Source organism: Streptomyces sp. NPDC001858 (genome assembly GCF_053594615.1).
On the sequence record NZ_JBSFEV010000006.1, the window covers coordinates 259,065 to 276,697 of the forward strand.

Sequence of the window (17,633 nt, forward strand, 5' to 3'; positions counted from 1 at the left end):
CCAGAAGGCGGAACGCCCGGACGTGAGAGCACGGAGAAGCTCTTCCGCCCCGTCGCCACGCGGACCGGGCCCCGGTACGACGGCCGCGCCGCCGGGGGCATACCGTGAGGAGTCGTACGCCTGAGCCGGGAGGCCAGAGCTGGGAGGAGAGACGGATGGGCAGCCGCACCGCGCTGGTCGAGGATCTGATGGAGCGGTTTCCGCATGTTCCGCGGGAGGCCGTCTTCAAGGAGGACCTGCTGCGTGGAGGTGTGGCCTTCGACCCCTCCGCCCTCAGCGACAACGAGTCGGGCGAGGTGAAACCGAAGTCGTACTTCATCTTCTCCTTCGACCACGGCACCCTCCCCGAGCTCGGCGAGGCCGCGCTGCGTCGCCCGCCGGAGGAGATCATCCTCACGGGCGGCCCGTACGACCTGCGGCGCACGGTCGTCTCGGTGCGGGTGAACCCGTCCTCGCCGTACCGGGTCGCGGCGGACGCCGACGGCCTGCTCGGGCTCTATCTCGACGGTAAGCGCATCGCCGACGTCGGTGTGCCGCCGATGCCGGAGTACTACCGGCACAAGCTCTCCAACGGGAAGTCCGTCATGGAGGTCGCCCCCACCATCCAGTGGGGCTATCTCATCTATCTGACCGTTTTCCGGGTGTGTCAGTACTTCGGCGCCAAGGAGGAGTGCCAGTACTGCGACATCAACCACAACTGGCGCCAGCACAAGGCGGCCGGCCGGCCCTACACGGGCGTGAAGGACGTCGAAGAGGTCCTCGAAGCGCTGGAGATCATCGACCGGTACGACACCCAGAAGGCGTCCACCGCCTACACCCTCACCGGTGGCGCGATCACCAAGACCGTCGCCGGCCGCGACGAGGCCGACTTCTACGGCCACTACGCCAAGGCCATCGAGGAGCGCTTCCCCGGCCGCTGGATCGGCAAGGTCGTCGCCCAGGCGCTGCCCCGTGACGACGTGCAGCGGTTCAAGGACTACGGGGTGCAGATCTACCACCCCAACTACGAGGTGTGGGACCGCCGGCTGTTCGAGCTGTACTGCCCGGGCAAGGAGCGCTACGTCGGCCGCGACGAGTGGCACAAGCGGATCCTCGACTCGGCGGAGATCTTCGGCGCGCGCAATGTCATCCCCAACTTCGTCGCGGGGGTGGAGATGGCCGAGCCGTTCGGCTTCACGACCGTCGACGAGGCGATCGCCTCCACCACCGAGGGCCTGCGTTTCTTCATGTCGCAGGGCATCACGCCCCGTTTCACCACCTGGTGCCCGGAGCCCACGACCCCGCTCGGCAAGGCCAACCCGCAGGGTGCGCCGCTGGAGTACCACATCCGGCTGCTGGAGGCCTATCGCGCCACGATGGACGAGTTCGGTCTCTCCTCGCCGCCCGGCTACGGCGAGCCCGGACCCGGCCGCGCGGTGTTCTCCGTGAGCTCCTTCATGGACAGCCTTCCGGCACAGGACGCGGCACCCGTGTAGTACCGGGGGCGGAGGCCACGTGGTCGCCGAGTACCCGAAACCGGCTGGGAACCGGTTTCGAAACGAGTGTCGGAGGCTGCCTCCGCGGACGTTGTCGAAACCGTTGTGGAAACAGTGTGCCAACGTTGAGCGCAGGGCGGTCCGCGTCCGTACAGAAGGCCGGAGTACGGGGCGCGGCCGCCCTTGTCGTTCTGTCCTGCTGTCCTGTTGTGCGCCTTGACAAGACATCTGAACAGGGCGCTTGTCAGTTGTGTTGGAAACGTGAAAAGCTCTGCCCCTGCCGCGAGGTTCCCCCCAACTCCATTGCCGTCATGGTGAGTTGACCTCGCTTGTGGATGCAGGAGACTCATGCCCGACCTGCCGACCCCGAAGGACGCCGCCGAGGCCGCACTGTTCTCCGAGTGCTGGGACGCCGTCCTCTCGTACGCCGACCTGTGCACGTCCGGCTCGACCGCGGCGAATCAACTGGCCCGTGAGGCGTTCGCATTCGGCATACGCGAGGCCCGCGCCGCCGAGGACGATACCGCGCGCGGCGCCGGCCGTCGCTCGTCCCGACTGCCCCGGATCCCCCTGCTGCTGACCGCCGTGCGCAGCACGGCGGCCGCCTGGGAGGCCCAGGGACATGGCCATCGACTCGACCCCGATCTACGCCTGTGGCTCAACTCCGGCAAGGCCGCACGGTACGTCGGACCGCCCCTGAGCCGTCCGATCGCCCTGCGCGGCCTGCGCGACATGCAGGAACCGGACGCCGCCCTGCTGTGGCTGGCCGAGGTGGAGGCGTTGCCGCTGCATGCCGTGGTCCGCCGACAGGGCCTGGACCCGACCTCCTCGGTGGAGGAGCTGAACCAGGTCCGCGGGCTGTTCCGGGACCGCTGCCACCGCAACCATCTCGACACGCCGATGGACGCGGAGTGCAGCAGCTACGTCCGGCTCCTGGACGCCGTCACCCGCTCGCCCGCCGCCGACACGCCTGCCGACCTCTCCCGGCATCTCGCCACCTGCGTCGGGTGTGCGGAGGCGGCCGCCTGTCTGCGGCTGCACGGGGGCGGGCTGCCCGCCGCGCTCGCCCAGGGCGTGATCGGCTGGGGCGGCCTCGCCTACCTCGAACGCCGTCGCCGGGCCGCCGAGGTGCGTCTCGGCGCCGGACGTCCCGACGCGCCGGACCCCGAGAGCGCGGCCGCGCATGCCGCCGCCGGCCGGGCACGCTCGCTGCGCAACGGGCTTCTCGTCGCCGCCGTCCTCGTCTCCGGGCTGGCGCTCGGCGTCTCGATGATGCCCGGCGGCAGCGGCAGTGACAGCGTGGCCCAGACCGGCCCCACGGACAGCACCCCGGTGGCCGGACCCGGCGTCTCCCTGCCGACCGTCACTCCCGCCGCCTCCGCCACGCCGTCCTCGTCCGCGCCGCGGCCCTCCGCCAGCGGCACCCCGGAGTCGACCGGCAACGCCGACTCCGGCAAGCCCGATCCCGAGCCCCAGGGCACCTCCTCGTCCACCGCCACCGCCGGCACCGGAAGCGGGGGCAGCGAGGGCGGGGCGCTCTGCGAGGTCACGTACGACCTCGTCAACCAGTGGCCGGAGGGCTTCCAGGCGACCGTCACCGTCACCACCGTCGACGCTCTCGACGCCTGGCGCGTGGCCTGGTCCTTCCACGACGGCCAACGGGTCGACCAGATGTGGGACGCGAACGTCGCCCAGAACGGCTCCCGCGTCACCGCGACCGCAGCCGACTACAACAGGTCCGTCGCGGCCAACGGCACGCTCTCGTTCGGCTTCCTCGCATCCTGGCAGTCCAAGAACTCCGAACCGGATGATTTCACCCTCAACGGGCAGCCGTGCACGGGCTCTTGAGCGACAGCCGCTGAAACCGGTTGCCGGACGGAACAAGCCGCAGAGGTGCGGGTGGCAGGGTCGACACCGGTCGACCCTGCCACCCGCTTTCCCGTTGTTTCTTCCTTTCCCCGAAGCCGGAATTGGGTGGCGTCCGGCTTGGGGCGTCCGTACTCTGAGTGAGTCTTGAGCGGGGCCGACGGCCGCCGCTGTCAGCCGTATGAGGAACCGGGAGGTGTGACCGATGACTGTCGCCTTGAGGGGCGCTGTGCGCAGCGACCAGACGTTCGTTCACTCCATCTCCGCGGTCTCCGGCTGACCACTTCTTCGACTGTGCGTACGCAAACGCTTCTGGGCGTCTTGCGCATGCGCGTGTCTCGAGTACGTGAGCAATGGCCGGGCTGCGCCCTGTGAAGGGTTTTCCTTGTCTTTCTCCTCCTCGTCTCTCTCCTCCTCTTCGGTTTCGTCGCACCCTCTCGCCGCCTATGGCTGGGACGAGGGCTGGGAAACCGATTTCGCTTCCTTTGCCGAGCGGGGTCTCCTGCCCGGCCGTGTCGTTCGCGTCGACCGCGGCCTGTGTGACGTCGTCACGGAGGCCGGCATCGTCCGGGCCGACACCGAGTTCGTCGTGCCCCGGGACCCGATGAAGGTCGTGTGCACGGGGGACTGGGTCGCCGTCGACCCCGAGAGCGCCGACCCGCGATACGTGCGGACACTCCTGCCGCGCCGTACCGCGTTCGTCCGCTCCACCTCCTCCAAGCGGTCCGAGGGACAGATCCTCGCCGCCAACGTCGATCACGCCGTCGTCGCGATGTCCCTGGCCGTCGAACTCGACCTCGGCCGTGTCGAACGTTTTCTCGCCCTGGCCTGGGAGTCCGGAGCACAGCCCGTCGTCGTGCTCACCAAGGCCGACCTGGTGCCCGACCCGGTGGCGCTGTCCTATCTCGTCGAGGACGTCGCGACCAGCGCACCCGGCGTGCCCGTGCTCACCGTGTGCGCTCGGGAGGGCGAACGCGAGGGCGTCGTGGAACTCGCCGCGCTCCTCGGGACCGGTACCTCCGTGCTCCTCGGCGCGTCCGGTGCGGGCAAGTCGACGCTCGCGAACGCGCTCGTCGGCGCGGACGTGATGGGCGTGCAGGCCACCCGTGACATGGACGGCAAGGGGCGGCACACCACCACGACCCGCAACCTGCTGACGCTGCCCGGCGGAGGCGTCCTCATCGACACGCCCGGGCTGCGCGGCGTCGGCCTCTGGGACGCCGGCGGCGGGGTCGGACAGGTCTTCTCGGAGATCGAGGAGTTCGCCCGGGACTGTCGGTTCCACGACTGCGCGCACGAGTCCGAGCCGGGATGCGCGGTGCTGGCGGCCGTCGAGGAGGGGGAGTTGCCGCTGCGACGACTGGACAGTTACCGCAAGCTCGTCCGGGAGAACCAGTGGATCGTCGCCAAGTCCGACGCCCGTATGCGCGCCGGCGTTCGTCAGGACTGGAAGCGCAAGCAGGCGGAAGGCCGGGCGGCGGGCGAGGCGAAGAGGGGGCGGGGTCCGTGGCGACCGGAACCGCCCCGGCAATTCGGCGGGGCTGACGAGCGTTCCTGGTAACGCGGATTCGCCGGGTGACTCGGTAACTCGGTAACCGCTTTCCGCGAGTGCGGCGGTAACCAGTTTGCGTCGGTAACGAGGTAACCGGTTACCTCGTTACCGCCGCCTTCACCCTCACACCCCGCTGCCCTCACACCCTCGTCATCGTCATCGTCATCGACATCGCGCCGACGCCGACGCCGACGCCGATTCCGACGTCCGCGCCACCGCCAGGGTCAGCGCCAGCGCTGACGCCAGCGTCACGTCCGATTTCCGCTAGCACGGTTTCTCCGGTGGGCGAAGACTGGGACCCATGAAGGGACTGATGACGGGAGTGACGACAGGGGTGATCACGGGAGCGACGACGGGACTCGTGGCGGACCAGGAAACCCGTTACGAGGCGGTGCGCAGCCGGGACGCCCGGTTCGACGGCGAGTTCTTCTTCGCCGTCGAGACGACCGGCATCTACTGCCGGCCCAGCTGTCCCGCCGTGACGCCGAAACGCCACAACGTGCGTTTCTTCGCGACGGCGGCCGCCGCGCAGGGCTCCGGTTTCCGGGCCTGTCGGCGGTGCCGTCCGGACGCCGTGCCGGGCTCGGCGGAGTGGAACGTACGCGCCGACGTCGTGGGCCGGGCGATGCGGCTGATCGGCGACGGAGTCGTCGACCGGGAGGGTGTGGCCGGGCTCGCCGTACGGCTCGGCTACAGCGCCCGTCAGGTGCAGCGACAGCTCACCGCCGAGCTCGGCGCGGGACCGGTCGCCCTCGCTCGCGCCCAGCGTGCGCACACCGCGCGGGTCCTGCTGCAGACGACCGCCCTGCCGGTCACCGAGATCGCCTTCGCGTCCGGGTTCGCCAGTGTGCGCCAGTTCAACGACACCGTACGGGCCGTGTACGCGGCGACCCCCACCGAACTGCGGGCCGCCGTGCGCGCCGACCGCCGCAGCGCCACCCCGTCCGCCGGGATCCCGCTGCGGCTCGCCCACCGGGGCCCCTACCACGCGGGCACCGTGTTCGATCTGCTGCGGCGGGAGGCCGTGGCCGGGGTGGAAGAGGTGAGCGGGCCGGACGGCCGGCGCACCTACCGCCGCACGCTGCGGCTGCCGTACGGCACGGGCATCGTCGCCGTCGACGAACGGGCGGGCGACACGGGCCGGGCGGCCTCGGGTCCCGCCTCGGCCGTCCATCCCGGCGGCTGGCTCGACGCCCGGCTGCACCTCACCGACCCCCGCGACCTCACCACCGCCGTCCAGCGGCTGCGACGGCTGTTCGACCTCGACGCCGACCCGTACGCCGTCGACGACCGGCTCGGCGCCGATCCGCGGCTCGCCCCGCTGGTCGCCGTCCGGCCCGGGCTGCGCGCGCCGGGGACCGCCGACCCGGAGGAACAGGCGGTGCGGGCGCTCGTGGGGCGGGTGGAGGCGGAACGGCTGGTCCGCGCCTACGGCAAGGCCCTCGACGCGCCCTGCGGCACCCTCACCCACCTCTTCCCCGAGCCGGCCGTCCTGGCGCAGTCCGAGCCCGCCGGGCCCCTGGGCGCGCTGGCCGCCGCCCTCGCCGACGGCACCGTCCGGCTGGACCCGGGCATCGACCGGGACGACGCCCAGGAGGCGCTGCTCGCGCTGCCCGGCCTGGACGCGCGTACCGTTGCCGCGATCCGCGCCCGCGCCCTCGGCGACCCCGACGTCGCGCCGCCCGGCACCGACGTCCCCGACACCTGGCGCCCCTGGCGCACCTACGCCCTGCACCACCTGCGCGCCGCGGAGGAACGATGACCGACGACCTGACCGACGACCGGTCCCGCGACCGGGCCGACGACCTGACCCGCGACCGGGCCGACGCGCCGACCGACGGCTTGACCTATTGGACCAACGTGGCGAGTCCGCTCGGGCCCCTGCTGCTCACCGCCGACCCGGACGGAGCGCTGACCTCCCTCTCCGTGCCTGGTCAGAAGGGCGGACGGTCCGTCCAGGACGGCTGGCTGCGCGATCCCGGCCCCTTCCGCTCCGTCGAGGAACAGCTCGACGCCTATTTCGCCGCCGGCCTGAAGGAGTTCCGGCTTCCGCTGCGCAGCGAGGGCACCGCCTTCCGCGAGCGGGTGTGGGCCGCCCTCGACTCCGTCCCCTACGGGGTCACCACGACGTACGGCGAGGTCGCGGCGCGCATCGGCGCCTCGCGGATGGCCGTACGCGCCGTCGGTGGGGCGATCGGCGCGAATCCGCTGCTGATCGTGCGCCCCTGCCACCGAGTGATCGGCGCGGACGGCTCCCTGACGGGCTACGCGGGCGGCCTGGACCGCAAGGTGAGCCTGCTGACGCTGGAGGGGGCGCTGGGGGCGTTTCCGGAGGATTCTGCGAGGTGACAGGGCCGAATGTCCCGGCCGAGTCGTTCGGACCGACTCGTTCGGCCGGGACGGTCAGCGGGGACGGTCCTACGTCAGCGGTCCTACGTCAGCGGTCGTACCTCAGCGGTCGTGCGTCAGCGGTCGTAGCTCAGCTCCACGCCGACGTCAGCCCCACACCACCGCCCCCAGCCACGCCCCCGCGATCAGCAGGCAGGCGAACAGTTCCGCCAGGATGCTCCAGCCGCCCGAGCGCATCGCCGTGCGCAGGGCTGCCCGGGCCTCGCCGGGGCTGCCCAGGCGGAGGCGTTCGCAGAGGTAGATGCCGCCCATGAAGCCGGGGATCGCGCCGAACACGGGGAGCACGACGAAGCCGAGGAGCGCGCCGAGCCCCGCGTACACCCCCATCCGAGGGGTCGCGCCGCTCGTGCGCAACTGGCGGGGCGGCAGCGCCCAGCGCACCACCTGGGACAGCAGCAGGGCGACCGTGGCGCCGACCAGCACGGCCCAGGCGACCGGCCGTGGATCCTCCAGCGCCCACCACAGGACCGCGGCCCACACCAGCCACGATCCCGGCACACCGGGCACCAGCACTCCGCACAGGCCGAGCAGAATGACCAGTCCGACCAGCAGGAGTTCCCACACTCCCATCTGCCCAGGGTGCCTGAGCCGGAGAGAACACGCAGGTCAAGACCTACCGCCGGGAGGGTCGCGCCGGTGCCGTCAGCGGTCCCGGGTCACCCACCCGCGCTCGTAGGCGTGCCAGCCCAGCTGCAGTCGGGTCGTGACTCCCGTCAACTCCATCAGCCGCTTCACCCGGCGTTGTACGGTCCGCAGTCCCAGGTCGAGCTGTTTGGCGACGCTCGCGTCGGTCATCCCGGCCAGCAGCAGGGACAGGATCTCCAGGTCGGCGGCGTCGGGGGCGTCCGGCTCCTGCTCGGCGACGCCGGCCGCGCCCAGGCGCAGCGGCAGCGCGTCCCGCCACACCGACTCGAACAGGCCCGACAGCAACTCCAGCAGCCCGCTGGCGTGCACCACCAGCGCGGCCGGCTCCGCCGAGCGCCCGGTCAGCGGCACCAGGGCGAGCGAGCGGTCGGCGACCACCAGCTTGGTCGGCACCTCGTCCACCACCCGGACCTGCTCGTCCCGGCCCAGCGCGGCGGTCAGCTCCGTCATACCGCCGGGCTGGTCGAGCGCCGCCCGTTCCAGTACGACGCGGTAGCGCACCCCGCGGGCCGCGGCCTGTTCCTCGGCGTCGTTCTCGCTCCCGCTCACGGCCACCGGCGTGCCGGTGACCAGCGCACACACCTCGTCGCTCGCCCCGAGCTGGATCTGCAGGAAGCGCTGGGCGACGGCGGCGGCGCCCGTCACCACCTCGACCAGATCGTGCACCGAGGGTTCGGCCGCGGCCGCCCGGTACTCCTCGGCGAGCAGGGCCGCCGCCAGTTCCGCCTTCTCCAGCTCGTGACGCTGCTGGGTGAGCAGCGCGCCCAGCGCGACGCCCGGCGGCGCGGCGACCCAGCGTCCGGGACGGCCCGAGGACTGAGCGGCGAGTCCGTGCCGCTCCAGCCGACGCAGCGCGCGTTCCGTGTCGTGCTCGCCGAGGGTCAGTCGGCGGGCGAGATCGGGCACGTCGGCCGCGCCCACGGACACCAGTGCGCGGTACGCCGATTCATGTGTTTCGGCGAGCCCTATCGCTCCCAGCATCGGCTGCCGTTCCTCCGGTATCCGTCCTGTATCCGTTTTCTACATCCGTGATTGGCGGGAAACAGCCACGGCGTAAACCCGCCGTCGTACATCATCGCCGTACCGCCGGTCACTCTGCCAAGGTGTGGCCACGGCGGGAACATGTGATCATCCACTGATCATCCACAGCGGATCTCCAGGAACGCCGGGGACACTCGGGCCGATCGACCACGACGTCGAGGTGCCGAGGTCTGTCGAGAACGTGATCCGGGCTCATGACGCGCAGGGGCGCAGGGGATCTGAGCCGGGGTCACCCGTGTCGCCGGACGGTTCTCCCGTGGGGGGTGGAACCGTCCGGCGACGCCTCTCGCACCGCGCGTCGCACTGCTGTTCCGGGCGTCGCTCGACATGCTGTGCGATACCCGTGCCGCGACGCATTTTCCTGATGCCCCGTTTTCATATGGCCCGTGCGGTGGACAATTAGGGGCATGAGCCAGCAGGGGGGAAGGGCCACCGGTCACGAGGACGACTGGTGGGGGCAGTTGTACGACGACTCCACCGAGGACACGGGGCCCGCGCCCGCCACCGACTCCCTGGACGACCGTTTCGCCTCGGCCGCGGGAGCGGTGCGCTCCGGCGACGGGACGGCGGGCGTCGGCGCGGATGCAGACGCGGGCGCGGACGCGGGGGACGGCGTCGGAGCGGGGGCGCCTGAAGGGGGCGGTGCCAGAGATCCGGCGGGACGGCGGGACACCGCGGCCGTCACCAGGGACTCGGCAGGCGACCCGGACGACGAGGAAGCCGTCGGCCCCGCCGTCAGGGTGCCGTCGCCGCGCGAGGCGGGGCTTGGTCCCGGCGCGCGGACCGACTGGTGGGGTTCCCCGCAGGACGCGATGCCGGGGGTGGCGTCACAGCCGTCGGGTAGCGCTGTTCCGCAACCTCGGGGCCGCTTCGCTGTCGGGTCCGACGACATCGAGGACACCGTCGCCGACCCCGAAGGCGTCGCCTGGCACGACGTCAGGGGGGATCTCGGGTGGGGCGCCGGTCCGGAAACCGGTTCCGACGCAGAGCGCCATGCGGGCTCCGGCCCGGGGCGGGACGTCGGGGACGTCGGGGACGTCGGCCGGAGGGCCGAGCCCGACGACGCCGAGCGGTCCGTCGGCGCCGGCGCTGGCATCGGCATCGGTACCGGCATCGGCGTCAGCTCGGGTGCGGCCGCTGCGTCTGCCGCTGCCGCCCCAGCCGACGCTGACGTTGAAGGCGACCGCGACGGCGACGCCGCCCCGGGCACCCGTCCGCCGCACCGGCACCGCGCTCCCTGGGAGCCGCCGTCGGATACGCCGCCCGGGCCCACGAACTTTCCGCCCGGTCCGCTGCCGCCGGGGTTCGCCGAGCGCGCGCCCCACGGCCCGGTCCGCTCCACGACCGGCGACGGCACGCTCACGCAGAGACCGTCGGCGACCTCCGAACCCGGGCCACCGGCCGCATCCGGGCCATCGACCGCACCGGCGGCGTCCGCCCCGCCCGTCGTCTCGGCGGCCACACCCCCCAGGCCCTCGACCGCACCCCTCGTGCCGCCGCCCGTGCCCGTGACGCCGCCTGCTCCTGCCCATGCGCCGCCGCCCCCGACCGCCCCCACGGCCTCCACGCACGGCGAGGCGGCCCCCTTCACCCCGCCCGCCCCCGAACGCGCTCCCGCCTCCGAGTACGACCATCCCCCCACCGTCCTGGCCCTCCCCGCTCTCCCTTCCGTCCCCTCCTCCCCCTCCCTCCCGGCCCTGCCGGCCCACCCGCCTCTTTCGAACCCGAAGGACTACGTCGGGTCCGGGCCGCCCACCTACGACGCCGAGCCCACCGCTCTTCCGCCCGCCGATCCGAACGAGTTGGACGATCTGGTCGCCGACACCGTTCTGGACGGCGCCCGGTACGGGGCCCTCGCGCTGCGGGCCGCGTCCGTGCGCGGGGACTCCGCGCGGTACCGCGGGGAGCCGCGCCGCGACTCGCTCCTCACCGCCCGCTTCGGCTCGGGCGAGCACGCGCTGATCCTGGTCGCCATGGCCACCGGCGCCAGGGCGACCCCGGGTGCCCATAGGGCGGCCGCCGAGGTGTGCCGGTGGATCGGGCGGGCGGTGGGCCGCAGCCATGTCCGGCTCGCCGAGGACATAAGGGCTGCCCGGCGCGGCGACCTCAAGTCCGGCCTGCACCGGCTCACCGACCGCAGCCTCGGACGGCTCCGCGCCAGCGCCGCCGAACAGGGCCTGGAACCGGACGAGTACGCGGCGACCCTGCGCTGCCTGCTCCTGCCCGCCGACCCCGACTGCCGTACGCGCGTCTTCTTCGGCGTCGGCGCCGGCGGACTGTTCCGGCTGCGCGGCGGCGTGTGGCGGGACATCGAGCCCCGGGTGGGCGAGGTCGTCGGCGAGCCGGTCGTCGGGTTCGGCTCCCTCCCGGCCGAGACGCCCGAGGGCGACCGCCTGACGATGGACCTGGGCATCCCCACACCCCCCAACCCCTACGACCCCGATCCCGAACCGCCCCGGGAACCCTTCCGCTTCCGCGCCTCCGTAGCCCGACCGGGTGACACGCTCCTCATGTGCACCGGCGGTCTCGCCGAACCCCTGCGCGGCGAGCCCGACCTGTCCGCGCACCTGACGGATCGCTGGTCCGGGCCCACCCCGCCAGGACTCGCGGCCTTCCTCGCCGACACCCAGGTGAGAGTGAAGGGCTACGCCGACGACCGCACTGCGGCGGCCGTCTGGGAGGCGTGAACGCGCCGTCGCGGCCACTGTGGAGGGATGGACCCGAGGAGACCGAAGGGGTGCGTCGATCCATGGCCAGGCAGAACGTCGCAGAACAGTTCGTCGACATCCTCGTCCGGGCGGGGGTGAAGCGCCTCTACGGAGTCGTGGGGGACAGTCTCAACCCTGTGGTGGACGCGGTGCGGCGAAACTCGGCCATCGAGTGGATCCACGTCCGCCACGAGGAGACGGCTGCCTTCGCGGCCGGCGCCGAAGCCCAGATCACCGGGAAGCTCACCGCCTGCGCGGGTTCCTGCGGACCCGGCAACCTCCACCTCATCAACGGCCTCTACGACGCCCACCGCTCCATGGCGCCCGTGCTCGCCCTCGCCTCGCACATCCCCTCCGGCGAGATCGGGCTGGGCTACTTCCAGGAGACCCACCCCGACCAGCTGTTCCGCGAGTGCAGCCACTACAGCGAGCTGATCTCCAGCCCGGATCAGATGCCACGGCTGCTGCACACCGCCATCCAGAACGCGGTCGGGCGCGGCGGCGTGAGCGTCGTGTCCCTCCCCGGCGACATCGCCGACCGGCCCGCCCCCGCGAAAGCCGTCGAAACCGCTCTCGTCACCACGCTCCCCACTATCCGCCCCGGCGACGCCGAGATCGAGGCACTCGTCGAGATGATCGACGCGGCCGGCAAGGTCACTCTTTTCTGCGGCAGCGGCACGGCGGGCGCGCACGCCGAAGTCATGGAGTTCGCCGGGAAGATCAAGTCCCCGATCGGTCATGCGCTGCGCGGCAAGGAACACATCCAGTACGACAACCCGTACGACGTGGGGATGAGCGGGCTCCTCGGCTACGGCGCCGCCTACGAGGCCACCCACGAGTGCGATCTGCTGATCCTGCTCGGAACCGATTTCCCGTACAACGCCTTCCTCCCCGGCGACGTGAAGGTCGCCCAGATCGACGTCCGGCCCGAACACCTCGGCCGCCGCTCGAAGCTGGACCTCGCCGTGTGGGGCGATGTACGCGAGACCCTGCGCTGTCTCATCCCTCGGGTGCGGGTCAAGGAGAACCGGCGTTTCCTCGACCGGATGCTGAAGAAACACGCCGACGCGTTGGAGGGGGTGGTGAAGGCGTACACACGGAAAGTCGAGAAACACGTTCCCATCCACCCGGAGTACGTCGCTTCCGTCCTCGACGAACTCGCCGACGAAGACGCCGTGTTCACGGTGGACACCGGGATGTGCAACGTCTGGGCCGCGCGTTACCTCACGCCCAACGGCCGACGTCGTGTGATCGGTTCCTTCTCCCACGGCTCGATGGCGAACGCGCTGCCCATGGCGATCGGCGCCCAGTTCACCGACCGTCGCCGACAGGTCGTTTCGATGTCCGGCGACGGCGGTTTCACCATGCTGATGGGCGACTTCCTGACGCTCGTCCAGCACGACCTGCCGGTGAAGGTCATTCTCTTCAACAACTCCTCACTGGGCATGGTGGAGTTGGAGATGCTGGTCGCCGGTCTGCCCTCGTACGGCACCACCAACAAGAACCCTGACTTCGCCGCCGTCGCCCGCGCCTGCGGCGCCTACGGCGTGCGGGTCGAGAAGCCCAAGCAACTGGTCGGCGCGCTGAAGGATGCTCTTCGGCACAAGGGCCCGGCCCTCGTCGACGTCGTCACCGACCCCAACGCCCTGTCCATCCCGCCGAAGATCAGCGCCGACATGGTGAGCGGTTTCGCGCTGTCCGCCTCGAAGATCGTTCTCGACGGCGGCGTAGGACGCATGCTCCAGATGGCCCGCTCCAACCTGCGCCACATGCCCCGGCCGTAGGGCGGGTGTGGTGGGTGTGGCAGGCATGGGGGAGGAGGGGCGGGAGTGGTGGGAGTTTCGGGGTCAGCCCGTGGTCGGGACCCACTTGCGCTCCCCGTTGTCCGTGCCGTACCAGTAACGGGGCAGGCCCTTGATACTGCTCGTGCGGAACGGACGGCCGTGGTCGTCGATGCGGACCGTGCCGGTGCGGCCCTGCGAGGACCAGTCGAGTTCGAGATACCAGTTGCAGTCGCACGACTCGGTCCGCGCCGTGACCAGCAGCACCTCCGGGTCCTCGCTGGACACGCGGTAGGGCAGACTCACCGCCGGGATCGGCGTGCCCGAGTCGTTTCCGGCGACCGAGTGCGCGACGGGGCGGTCCTTGTCCAGGTCGACCGCGAAGTAACGCTTGCTCAGCGAGCCGCCGCAGCCCTGGTCCATGGCGTACGCCGTGCCCGATACCGGTGCGGTACGGCCGACGACCCGCACGCGCAACGCCGTCAGGACGACGGCCGTGGAGCTACGGCCCTGCACCGAGATCTCCACGTTGGTCTCCCGGCCGTGCACCGCGCCCTGGGCCGATGCCCAGGGTCCGGCGTCCTGCTCCGCCGGGGGCGGCGGAACCTGGGCCGGCGGCTTGTCGATGACGTAGTCGTGACCGCAGCCCTGCGCCCAGACCTGCGAGTCGGCGGTCCAGGTGAGCGGTACGCCCGTGACGGGGGCCGAGGCCTTGCCGCCGCCCGGGGCGGCGTTCGCGGAGGGGGAGGTTCTGCCGGGAGTGGAGCCCTGGCCGGATCCGGGTGAGGTTGAGCCCACGTCTGCGCCCGCACGGGGGTTGAGGGACGCGGTGGGCGTGGGGGAGGCGCGTCGGGCCGTCGTACCGGACGGGTCGGCGGAGGGCCCCGCGGACCGCGACGCATCGTCGGAGCCCGTCGGGTGGCCGCCGCCGGGCAGTGCGGACAGCGTGCCGAGTGTGGCGAGGAGCGCGCAGGCGACACTGACGAGGACCGTGGTGCGCCGACGCCGGTACCAGCGGCGGTGCGGTGCTTGTTTCACATCCGGTTCCGGAGTTTCCGACGACGACTCCGATGTTTCCGACGGTTTCGGGGCTTCCGATGTTTCCGGGGTTTCCGAAGTCTCAGATGTTTCTGGAGCGTCCGTAGCGGTAGTAGTCGTGGCCCGCGGTCGCTGTCGTGCCGCCACCGCTCGCAGCCATCGCCGGTGCAGTTCGAGGCGCTCCTCCGGCGTCGCCCCGCAGAACTCGGCGAGCCGTTCCACGGGCGCGAAATCTTGTGGAACCGCTTCCCCGGCGCAGTACCGATGCAGCGTGGAGGTGTTCATGCCCAGCCGCCGCGCGAGGGAGCCATAGCTGCGTTCCGTGCGCCCCTTCAGCTCTGTCAGCAGCGCCGCGAACTCCGTCACATCGCCCACACCGTCGTCGGTCGACACCGTTCCCCCGTGCTCGTCCGGCCCGGGCGGTCATCCCAGGCGCCCATATACCTGCACGTCAGCTGGGCTGGGATGGTTCCACCGTGGCCGATCGGGCGTAGACCGTTGCAGCGGGCGGTGCGGACGGCCGATGCTCTTGGTGTCGCACCGACCAGGCCGGACGGACCGACCACCCGACCGCCCCCACGGCGACGATCCGCAGCTGCACCGCATCTGCACCCGTATCTGAATCCGCACCGAGCACTCATGCACTCACTCACGGGGGACACCCATGCCCAAGCGCACCCGAGCCGCCATGCTCACCGGGCTCACCGCACTCACGGCCGCGGGCCTCGCCCTCGGAACCGTGCTCGCCGCACCGGCCGGCGCCACCGTCCCGCGGCCGCCCGGCTTCCTCTCGGCCACCGACCTGCCACCGCACGCCGCCTCGTCCTGGACGGCCGGCGCGATCACCGCCGGCGCGTCGCCCGAGGTGGAGGTCGACCCCTGCCTCGGAATGGCGCTGGGCGACGGCCGGGACTCCTGGTACCGGGACTTCCGTACCGATCTCGACACCAGCGCCCGTCAAGTCAGCGTCGAGTTGTCGAGCGTCAGCGCGGCGAAGGGCCGGTATGCACGGATCAACCAGGACATCAAGTCCTGCGCCGGATGGATCGAGGAGGCGGACCCGGAGGTCGAGGCCACGCTGAAGGACTACGGGAAACTGAAGGTCGAAGAGGGCGCGCACGTCTACGGCCTGCACACCGAGACGTCCTGGGGCGCGACCGACATCCGCCTCCTCTCCGTCGGCCGGGACGGCACGACGGTGACCGTCGTGGACTGGGGCCAGCTGGGCGACTTCGGGGACGCCCCGGTGAAGGCATTCAAGAAGACGACCGTCACAGCCGTCAACAAGCTCCACTGACGACCGACCACTGAGAAAAGCCGGGGTCGCCGCCCTCCCGCCACGGGGGTCGGGAGGGCGGCGACCCCGCGCGCCCATTCAGCCACCGGACAGTCATTCGAGACACACGGGGAACACGCACATGACCAGCAAGACGAGCGAGACCGGCATAACCAGCGGGACCGGCAAGACCGGTAAGCCCACGACCCGTCTCCGCACCGCCCGTCTCCGCGCCACCCCTCGGCGCAGCGCCTTGGCCGCCGGCCTCGCCCTGGCGCTCGGCCTCGGGGTGACGGCCCAGGCGTCCGCGGGCAGCCCGCGCAGCGTCAGCGGCAAGCCGTCCGACAACATCACCCGCATCGCGGACTTCTACGGCGCCTACATCGACGCGGCAACGGACGAGGGCGGCAGTGGACTCGAGGACGAACTCCGCAAGCACTACCTCACCCCGGCCTTCCAGAAGGAACTGACGGCGTGGGAGGACGAGAACAACGCCAACGGCGTTTTGCGGGCCCAGAACGTCCCGCTCGCGTGGAAGGTCACGGACAACGGCACGGCGAACTACACGGAGGCCGTCGTCACCCTCACCTGGGGCGGCAACCAGACGACCAGGCTCATCGTCGACATGACCCGCGGCCACAAGATCTTCCACATCGGCACGACGGGAGCCGAGGGCAGCTGAGCGCTCCGCTGGATGTGCCGCGATGTGCCGTCTTTTCGCTGCGGCGGCGTCGTGGCTGGTCGCGCAGTTCCCCGCGCCCCTTCGGGGCGCTGCCGAACCGCAGCCGACCTCCTCCGACCCGTTTGGCCGGTCCCGGATGAGGACCGGCGGATTCCGGCCAAAGTCGCGGCCAGACGCGACGTGCGGTGCGGCGGAGGTCTCCGGCAGCCGGATTCGCCTCCGCCGCGACCGTCGACGCCTCTCTGTGTCGACGCCTCGACATCTCGACGAAAGAGGCTTTGTTGTACGAGAGTTGGCTGTCGGGGGGACCGGACCACTCCCCTCGAACTCACCGTCGGACGGGTCGTCCTCGTGATCACGCGGACACCCCGTTCCCTCCCTATGCCAGCACCAACTGCCCCTCCCCTTACCCGAGTACGGCCGGATCGACAGGGGCGAATCGTTCAACTGGCCCATGCCCGGCGGTCGGTGTCCGGCCCGGGCGCGTAGGCTCGAAGGTGTGGGGGACGGACAGGTCGGGGGCCGCCGCGAAGCGCGGATGCGCCGGCTCACCACCGCTCGCGGGGGAAGCGCCCGTCAGGGGCCGGGTGCGCGGGCGCGCGCCCTGCACGGGTACGCCCGCGCCGTCGTGCGGCGTCCCCTCCGCCCGGAAACCGGGCCGCTCACCGTGGCGACCGGAGTCGCTCGCCGCTTCCCTCCGTCGGCTCGTCCGCTCCCCGGGCATTCGCCCCGCCCATCGTCGACCAGCGCGTCCACCTGGGGCGTTCTCCACCTGCAGTCGGTCGCGGACGGATGATGCGCCGTCGGCGAGCCCGGATCGAGCGGCACCGGCTCGGCCGGCCCGTGCCGAACGGACACGGCCACCGGCACATCCGCCGCACACCCCACTCCACGCACACGACGCATGTACAGGCGTGTTGACCCCTCCGGACACGCCTGTACCAGGGCCCGGTCGTCGTGGACGGTGACCTCCACCGCGGCTCGGACGGTGCCCTCAGCCCTGCGGTCGCCCCGACGGCCCGCCCCGCAAGCGTCTCGGAGTACCGGCCGAACATGGCCGAACACCCGGTCGTTGATGATTCGACATGACTGGCCCGCTGTCGACCGGGCAAGGATCCCCGTGAACGTGTTCGAGCAGGAGGGGAACCGACATCGACACG

At 71.6% G+C, this 17,633-nt stretch carries 12 protein-coding genes and 1 pseudogene; 9 read left to right on the forward strand and 4 right to left on the reverse strand.

The window, feature by feature from the left end; translation table 11 throughout:
- Positions 1-155: 155 nt before the first annotated feature.
- The 5 genes from ACWCPF_RS11510 to ACWCPF_RS11530 all read left to right on the forward strand — a co-directional run bounded on the left by ACWCPF_RS11510 (position 156) and on the right by ACWCPF_RS11530 (position 7,242).
- The gene (locus tag ACWCPF_RS11510; RefSeq protein ID WP_451044774.1) at positions 156-1,475 is read left to right on the forward strand and encodes a radical SAM protein; all 1,320 of its coding nucleotides are present in this window, start codon (positions 156-158) and stop codon (positions 1,473-1,475) included.
- A gap of 348 nt (positions 1,476-1,823) precedes the next feature.
- Entirely contained in the window at positions 1,824-3,323 is a 1,500-nt protein-coding gene (locus tag ACWCPF_RS11515) for a cellulose binding domain-containing protein (protein WP_451044775.1), read from the forward strand.
- Between the two features lie 403 nt (positions 3,324-3,726).
- Positions 3,727-4,902: a ribosome small subunit-dependent GTPase A gene (gene rsgA / locus ACWCPF_RS11520; protein ID WP_451044776.1), complete on the forward strand. Its 1,176-nt coding sequence runs from the start codon at positions 3,727-3,729 to the stop codon at positions 4,900-4,902.
- A 304-nt stretch (positions 4,903-5,206) separates the two neighbouring features.
- Entirely contained in the window at positions 5,207-6,655 is a 1,449-nt protein-coding gene (locus ACWCPF_RS11525; protein WP_451044881.1) for a DNA-3-methyladenine glycosylase 2 family protein, read from the forward strand.
- Positions 6,652-7,242 (forward strand): methylated-DNA--[protein]-cysteine S-methyltransferase, encoded by a 591-nt coding sequence (locus tag ACWCPF_RS11530; protein WP_451044777.1) that lies wholly within the window; start codon positions 6,652-6,654, stop codon positions 7,240-7,242. Before ACWCPF_RS11525 ends, ACWCPF_RS11530 begins: the two co-directional genes overlap by 4 nt.
- A gap of 147 nt (positions 7,243-7,389) precedes the next feature.
- Here ACWCPF_RS11530 and ACWCPF_RS11535 read toward each other — a convergent pair whose 3' ends face one another.
- Positions 7,390-7,872: a DUF456 domain-containing protein gene (locus tag ACWCPF_RS11535; protein ID WP_451044778.1), complete on the reverse strand. Its 483-nt coding sequence runs from the start codon at positions 7,870-7,872 to the stop codon at positions 7,390-7,392.
- Positions 7,873-7,944: 72 nt separating this feature from the next.
- A complete protein-coding gene (locus ACWCPF_RS11540; RefSeq protein ID WP_451044779.1) occupies positions 7,945-8,928 on the reverse strand; it encodes a helix-turn-helix domain-containing protein in 984 nt (327 codons plus the stop codon).
- Between the two features lie 467 nt (positions 8,929-9,395).
- Here ACWCPF_RS11540 and ACWCPF_RS11545 point away from each other — a divergent pair, with 467 nt between their 5' ends.
- Both ACWCPF_RS11545 and ACWCPF_RS11550 read left to right on the forward strand, forming a co-directional pair.
- Positions 9,396-11,675, forward strand: coding sequence for a protein phosphatase 2C domain-containing protein (locus ACWCPF_RS11545; protein WP_451044780.1), 2,280 nt, complete (start codon positions 9,396-9,398; stop codon positions 11,673-11,675).
- Between the two features lie 62 nt (positions 11,676-11,737).
- Entirely contained in the window at positions 11,738-13,480 is a 1,743-nt protein-coding gene (locus tag ACWCPF_RS11550) for a pyruvate dehydrogenase (RefSeq protein WP_451044781.1), read from the forward strand.
- A gap of 63 nt (positions 13,481-13,543) precedes the next feature.
- Here ACWCPF_RS11550 and ACWCPF_RS11555 read toward each other — a convergent pair whose 3' ends face one another.
- Positions 13,544-14,515, reverse strand: coding sequence for a hypothetical protein (locus ACWCPF_RS11555; protein WP_451044882.1), 972 nt, complete (start codon positions 14,513-14,515; stop codon positions 13,544-13,546).
- A gap of 228 nt (positions 14,516-14,743) precedes the next feature.
- Positions 14,744-14,908: pseudogene (locus ACWCPF_RS11560) on the reverse strand (helix-turn-helix domain-containing protein); the annotation flags it as partial.
- Positions 14,909-15,179: 271 nt separating this feature from the next.
- On the opposite strand from ACWCPF_RS11560, the gene ACWCPF_RS11565 reads away from it, so the two are divergent.
- Together ACWCPF_RS11565 and ACWCPF_RS11570 are read left to right on the forward strand one after the other, a co-directional pair.
- Positions 15,180-15,812 (forward strand): hypothetical protein, encoded by a 633-nt coding sequence (locus ACWCPF_RS11565; protein WP_451044782.1) that lies wholly within the window; start codon positions 15,180-15,182, stop codon positions 15,810-15,812.
- A gap of 121 nt (positions 15,813-15,933) precedes the next feature.
- Entirely contained in the window at positions 15,934-16,473 is a 540-nt protein-coding gene (locus ACWCPF_RS11570) for a hypothetical protein (protein WP_451044783.1), read from the forward strand.
- Positions 16,474-17,633: the final 1,160 nt, after the last annotated feature.